We start from the raw sequence: 7077 nt of genomic DNA, 5'->3' as shown, positions 1-7077 counted from the left end.
CGCGGGCGCCACCCGCGTCGCGGCCCGCGCGCTCGGTCTGGCCGCCGCACTCCTCGTCGTGCTGTGCCTGCTCCTCGGCCCGGCCGACCCGGACCGCAACCCGGCTCCTGGCGCCGTCTACGTACTCCTCTGGGTCGGGCTCGTCCCGGCCTCACTGCTGCTCGGCCCCGTCTGGCGGCTGCTCAACCCCCTGCGCACCCTCCACCTCCTGGCCTGTCGCGCACTGGGGCGCGACCCCGGCGCGGGCCGCCCCCTCCCCGTACGCCTCGGGATGTGGCCCGCGGCGGCCGGGCTCCTCGGCTTCACCTGGCTCGAACTCGTCGCCCCCGACCCGGCGTCACCCACCGCGCTGCTGCTCTTCCTCGCCCTGTACTGCGCCGTCCATCTCGCGGGCGCCGCCCGCCACGGCGCCCACTGGTTCGACCACGGCGACGCCTTCGAGGTCTATTCGGGACTCCTCGCCAGGCTCTCCCCGCTCGGCCGCCGGTCCGCCGACCGCCGACTCGTCCTGCGCTCCCCGTTCAACGGACTCGACGCCACACCGCAGCTCCCCGGACTCGTCGCCACCGTCTGCGTCATGCTCGGCTCCACCGCCTACGACGGTTTCTCCGACGCACCCTCCTGGATCACCACCGTCCAGACCTCCCCACTGGGCCGTACCACCGCGGCCACTCTCGGACTTCTGGGCGCCGTCGCCCTCGTCGCCACCCTCTACGCGCTCTGCGCCGGTGCCACCCGGCTGCTCTCCGGCCAACTGCCGCACCCCCTGACCGCCTTCGCGCACTCCCTCGTCCCGATCGCCCTCGGCTATCTCGTCGCCCACTACTTCACACTCTTCGTCACCGAAGGTCCACGTACGGTCATGGTGGCACTCGGCACTGACAATCCGGCCCCGCCCGAGCCGCTCCTGGGGCCGGGCGGTGTCGCCACCCTCCAGGTCCTCGCGATCGTCCTCGGCCACGTCCTCGGCGTCGTCGCCGCCCATGACCGTTCCGTACGGCTCTTCCCGCCCGGACGCGCGATAGCCGGCCAACTCCCGCTGCTGGTCCTGATGATCGCGTACACCATCGGCGGGCTGAGCCTGCTCATCGCCTGAGACTCGGGTGCCCCCCTGGACCGGCCGGCACAGGGGGGAGGGGCCGGCGCGCGCCTCCCCGGGGCTCACCGCCCGGCCCGAGGAGGGGGCCCGTTCGCCGGTCGGCCTTATGCCCGGCGAAGGAGGCCCACGGCATCATGGAGTCCGTGCCCCATGCGAACACGAACCTCCGCCGCGCCCCTGTGCAGCAGCGCAGCGCCGAGCGCCTCGCCCGGATACTCGACGCCTGCGCCGAACTCCTCGACGAGACCGGCTACGAACAGCTCTCGACCCGGGCCGTGGCCGCACGCGCCGAAGTGCCCATCGGCTCCGTCTACCGGTTCTTCTCCAACAAGCGCGCCCTCGCCGACGCCCTCGCCCTCCGCAACCTGGACAGCTACGCCGAGCGCATCACGGCCCGGCTCGACGTCATCGCGGCCGCCGACTGGCGCAGCGCCATCGACGCCGTGCTCGACGAGTACCTGGCGATGAAACGCTCCGTACCCGGCTTCGCGCTCGTCGACTTCGGCGCACCGGCGCCCGGCGAGGATCCGGGCGACGACGCCAACCACCGGGTCGCGAGCCGGCTCGCCGACCTCCTCTGCGGGCATCTGGGCCGCACCTCCGACGAGGATCTGCTGCGCACCGTCCTGGTCTGCGTGGAGGCCACCGACGCCCTGCTCAAACTCGCCTTCCGCATCGATCCGTCCGGCGACCGGGCGATCGTCACCGAGACCCGGTTGCTCCTCCAGGCGTATCTGGCGCGCGTGCTGGACTGAGACCGCCCGGCGCGGAGGGGCCCGCCCGCAGGGGCGGGCAACCGGCCCGCCGCAACACCTCCCCACCATGCGTACCGGTCGGTATGCTCGGCCCTGCTTGACCGCGTACGCGCGTCAACGCTGCCGCCGCCCCGGGGAGGGCCCATGTCGCACGATTTCAGCAGCACCCGCACCGCCCTGCGTATCTGCCCCCTCTGCGAGGCCACCTGCGGACTCGCCCTCACCATCGAGGGGACCAGGGTCACCGGCGCCCGCGGCGACCGCGACGATGTCTTCAGCCAGGGCTTCATCTGCCCCAAGGGCGCCGCCATCGGCGGACTCGACGAGGATCCCGACCGGCTGCGCACCCCGCTCGTCCGCAAGGACGGTGTCCTGACGGAGGCGAGCTGGAGCGAGGCGTTCGACGTGATCGCCCGCTCCCTGCCGGCCGTCACCGAGGAGCACGGCCCGCAGGCCGTCGGCGTCGTCCTCGGCAATCCCAATGTGCACACCATGGCCGGGGCTCTCTACCCGTCCGCCCTGCTCGGCGCCCTGCGGACCCGGGCCCTGTTCACCGCGAGCACCCTGGACCAGATGCCCAAGCACGTCTCCAGCGGGCTGCTCTTCGGCGACCCGAACACCATCCCCGTGCCCGACCTCGACCGCACCGGCCATCTGCTGCTGCTCGGCGCCAACCCGCTCGAATCCAACGGCAGCCTCTGCACCGCCCCCGACTTCCCCGGCAGGCTCAAGGCGCTGCGCCGCCGCGGCGGCAGCCTCACCGTCGTCGACCCGCGCCGCACCCGCACCGCGCGTCTCGCCGACCGGCATGTCGCCATCCGTCCCGGAACCGACGCCCTCCTGCTCGCCGCCGTCACCCACGTACTGTTCGAGGAGAAGCTGACCGACCCCGGCGTGCTCGTGGACCACCTCCAGGGGATCGAGGAAGTCGCCGAAGCGGTGCGGGACTTCTCGCCGGAGGCGGTGGCCGCGGCCTGTGACGTGGACGCCGCGACCATCCGGGCGATCGCGCGGGAGCTCGCGGCCGCCCCCACCGCCGCCGTCTACGGCCGTATCGGCAGCTGCACCGTCGAACACGGCACCCTCGCCAGCTGGCTCGTCGACGTCCTCAACATCCTCACCGGAAACCTCGACCGCCCCGGCGGCGCCCTCTTCCCGCTCTCCGCCACCGCCCGCGCCCCACGACCCGCCGCCCCGGGCAAGGGCTTCGCCCTCGGGCGCTGGGCGAGCCGGGTCTCCGGGCATCCCGAGGCCAAGGGTGAACTGCCCATCTCCGCGCTGGCCGAGGAGATCGCCGTGCCGGGGGAGGGGCGGATCCGCGCACTGATCGTCCTGGCCGCCAACCCCGTGCTCTCGGCGCCCGACAGCGACCGGCTCGACCGGGCGCTGGCCGACGGGCTCGACTTCATGGTGAGCGTCGACCCGTACCTCAACGAGACCTCGCGCCACGCCGACGTGGTGCTCCCCCCGCCGCCGCCCTCGCAGAGCGCCCACTTCGACTTCGCGTTCAACACCCTGTCCGTGCGCAACCAGGTCCGCTACACCCGGCCCGCCGTCCGGCTGGACGCGGACCGGATGGACGAGAGCGAGATCATCGCCCGGCTCGTCCTGGCCGTCTCCGGGATGCACGGCGCGGAGCCGGACGCAGTGGACGCCATGGTCATCGACCGGACCCTCGGCAAGACCGTCGCCGACCCCCACTCGCCCGTGCACGGCCGGATCCCCGCCGAACTCGCCGCCGCGCTCACCGGCCGCACCGGACCGGAGCGCCGCCTCGACCTGATGCTGCGCCTGGGCCCGTACGGCGACGGCTTCGGCGCCGACCCCGACGGCCTCACCCTGGAGCGGCTGCTCGCCCACCCGCACGGCATCGACCTCGGTCCCCTCACCTCCCGGGTCCCCCAGGTCCTCGCCACCCGCAGTGGACGCATCGAGCTGCTCCCCGCGCCCATCGCCGCCGATCTGCCCAGGCTGCGCGACGCCCTCGCGGGCCGGACCGACCCCGACGCACTCGTCCTCATCGGCCGCCGCCACCTGCGCTCCAACAACAGCTGGATGCACAACGTGGCCGCGCTCACCGGCGGTTCCAACGTCTGCACCCTCCAGATGCACCCCGAGGACGCGGCGCGCCTCGGACTGGTGGACGGCGCCGCCGCCACCGTCACGGCGGACGGCGGTGAGCTGAGCGCCCCGGTCGAGATCACCGACGGCGTGCGGACGGGCGTGGTGAGCCTCCCGCACGGCTGGGGGCACAGCCGCCCCGGTACCCGGATGTCCGTCGCCGCCGCGCGGCCCGGCGTCAACGTCAATCAGCTGCTCGACGGCACCCGGCTCGACCCGCTCTCCGGCACCGCTGTGCTCAACGGCATCCCCGTCACGGTGGCACCTACGCGTTGACCTGGGGTTTTGCTCGTATTGCTCGCATGTCAACGTCTTGTTAACGCCGTATGGCGCGCCCTAACGTCATCCGAACCGCCGGCTCCGGTGGGAGTTCAAGGGTGAACGATAGGTATCCATATGCTGACCATCCTCGGCTTTGCCATGATCACTACCTTTCTGGTTCTGATCATGATGAAGAAGATGTCGCCGATCGCGGCGCTCGTCCTGATCCCCGCACTGTTCTGCGTGGCCGTCGGGCAGGGTGCGAAGCTCGGGGACTACGTCATCGACGGCGTCGGCAACCTCGCCCCGACCGCCGCCATGCTGATGTTCGCGATTCTCTACTTCGGCGTGATGATCGACGTCGGGCTCTTCGACCCGATCGTGCGGGGCATCCTGCGCTTCTGCAGGGCGGACCCGATGCGGATCGTCATCGGTACCGCGGTGCTCGCCGCGATCGTCTCGCTGGACGGCGACGGCTCCACCACGTTCATGATCACCGTCTCGGCGATGTATCCGCTCTACAAGCGCCTGAAGATGAGCCTGGTGGTGATGACCGGCGTCGCCGCCACGGCGAACGGCGTCATGAACACCCTGCCCTGGGGCGGTCCGACGGCCCGTGCCGCCACCGCGCTCAAGCTGGACGCGAGCGCCATCTTCGTCCCGATGATCCCGGCCCTGGGCGTCGGGCTGCTCGCCGTGCTCCTGCTGGCCGTCGTCCTGGGCCGGCGCGAGCGCGGGCGGCTCGGCACACTCACCCTCGACGAGGCCCTGGCGGCCGGCACGGACACCGGAACGGAGGCCGTTCTCGTCGGCGCGACCGGTGGCGGCGACCGCCTGCGCAAGAACTCCGGCGGGGCCGGTGCCGGCGGCACGGCGCCCGGCGACGAGGGCGAAGCGGCCGACGACGGCGGCTTCAAGGGCCTCGACCCGCACCGCGCCACCCTGCGGCCGAAGCTCTACTGGTTCAACGCCGCCCTCACCATCGCCCTGCTCACCGCGATGATCATGGAGCTGATGCCGATCCCGGTGCTCTTCCTCCTCGGCGCGGCCCTCGCCCTCACCGTCAACTTCCCCCACATGCCCGACCAGCGTGCCCGGATCGCCGCCCACGCCGACAACGTCCTCAACGTCTCCGGCATGGTCTTCGCCGCCGCCGTCTTCACCGGCGTCCTGTCCGGCACCGGCATGGTCGACCACATGGCCGACTGGCTGGTCGGCGCGATCCCGGACGGCATGGGACCGCACATGGCCCTCGTCACCGGCGTACTGAGCATCCCGCTCACGTACTTCATGTCCAACGACGGCTTCTACTTCGGTGTCGTGCCGGTGCTCGCCGAGGCCGGTGCCGCGCACGGGGTCTCCCCGCTGGAGATCGCCCGCGCCTCCCTGGTCGGCCAGCCCCTGCACATGTCGTCCCCGCTGGTGCCCGCCGTCTACGTCCTGGTCGGCATGGCCAAGGTCGAGTTCGGCGACCACACCCGGTTCACCGTCAAATGGGCCGCGATCACCTCGCTGGTGGTGCTCGGCGCCGGGCTCCTGTTCGGGATCATCTGACCCGCGACCGGCACCACCGGGCCCGGCCGGAGCCGTACCGGACGGCCCGGTGGCACCCTGCCCGAACCGGAACCCCACCTGACACTTCGGACCCGGCAACCCCAGTACCCGGCAACCTTTGCGCGAGTCATTCCCTCACCCCGCCCGGTGGGTTAATTTCAGGCCACTGCTGCCGCTCCCCACCGCTCCACCACCATCCTTCCGGGCGGAACCACATGACTCGCGCCATCACTCTGCACAATGTCAGCAAGGCGTACGGGCGGTCCTCGCGTGCCGTCGACCGTCTCTCGCTCTCCATCGACCCGGGCGAGTTCGTCGTCCTGCTGGGTCCCTCGGGCTGCGGCAAATCGACCGTGCTCCGCATGATCGCCGGTCTTGAGGACGTCTCGGAGGGCGAGGTGCTGCTCGACGGTGAACCGGCCAACCACCTCACGCCCCGCGAACGCTCCATGGCCATGGTCTTCCAGAACTTCGCGCTGTACCCGACCATGACCAACCGGGCCAACATCGGCTTCCCGCTGAAGCTGGAGAACCCGCGCCAGGACCACAGCGAGCGGATCGAGAACACGGCCAGGATGCTCGGGATCGAGAGCGTCCTGGACCGGCTCCCCGGCCAGCTCTCCGGCGGGGAGCGCCAGCGGGTCGCCATGGGCCGGGCCATTTCGCGCCAGCCCTCCGCCTTCCTGATGGACGAGCCGCTCTCCAACCTCGACGCGAAGCTCCGCAACCATCTGCGTGCCGAGATATCCCAGCTCACCAAGGAACTCGGTGTCACCACGGTCTACGTGACCCACGACCAGGCCGAGGCGATGTCGCTCGGCCACCGGGTCGCCGTGATGTGCGGGGGAGTGCTCCAGCAGGTCAGCCCGCCGCGCGAGGTGTACGCCCTGCCGGAGAACGTGTTCGTCGCCGCGTTCATCGGCACCCCGCGGATCAACCTGCTCCAGGCCGTCGTCCACGCGCCCCTGGAGGGGCGGATGTCGATCGACCTCGGCCGCCAGCGCCTTCCGCTGCCCGAACCGCTCAGCCCCGACCACCAGTTGCTCCGCATCCAGCAGGGCCGCCGGATCATCGTCGGACTGCGCTCCGAAGCGGTCCGGATCGCCCCGCCCAGCCAGGCCCGCCCCGGGGAGGTCGCGCTCAGCGGCATCGTCGAACACGTCGAGTACCAGGGCCACGAGGCGCTGGTCCACCTCAACACCGGCTCACGGCCCGCCGTGGTGCCGGACCTGGAATCCGCCCGCCCGGAGCACGGCGCCCCGTGCAGGCGCCGCGGCGCCGCGGGCG

At 71.9% G+C, this 7077-nt stretch carries 5 protein-coding genes; all 5 read left to right on the top strand.

Going from position 1 to position 7077, the window contains the following annotated elements; genetic code table 11:
* Positions 1 to 1096: hypothetical protein (locus J1C73_RS12355; RefSeq protein ID WP_207316411.1), on the top strand; the 1096-nt coding region annotated here is incomplete at its 5' end.
* Positions 1097 to 1233: 137 nt separating this feature from the next.
* Complete coding sequence (locus J1C73_RS12350) at positions 1234 to 1854, top strand: TetR/AcrR family transcriptional regulator (protein WP_123469775.1); 621 nt, start codon at positions 1234 to 1236, stop codon at positions 1852 to 1854.
* A 144-nt stretch (positions 1855 to 1998) separates the two neighbouring features.
* Positions 1999 to 4251, top strand: a complete 2253-nt coding sequence (locus J1C73_RS12345) for a molybdopterin oxidoreductase family protein (protein WP_207316410.1) — start codon at positions 1999 to 2001, stop codon at positions 4249 to 4251.
* 120 nt (positions 4252 to 4371) lie between these two features.
* Positions 4372 to 5790, top strand: coding sequence for a CitMHS family transporter (locus J1C73_RS12340; protein ID WP_207316409.1), 1419 nt, complete (start codon positions 4372 to 4374; stop codon positions 5788 to 5790).
* Between the two features lie 215 nt (positions 5791 to 6005).
* On the top strand, positions 6006 to 7077 hold a 1072-nt coding region (locus tag J1C73_RS12335; RefSeq protein ID WP_207316408.1), incomplete at its 3' end, for an ABC transporter ATP-binding protein.

Origin of the sequence: Streptomyces laculatispora (assembly GCF_017353455.1) — a bacterium.
Taxonomy (GTDB): Bacteria; Actinomycetota; Actinomycetes; order Streptomycetales; family Streptomycetaceae; genus Streptomyces; species Streptomyces laculatispora.
Note: the sequence above shows the minus strand (reverse complement) of the source record. Positions and strands in the feature narration are given on the sequence as shown.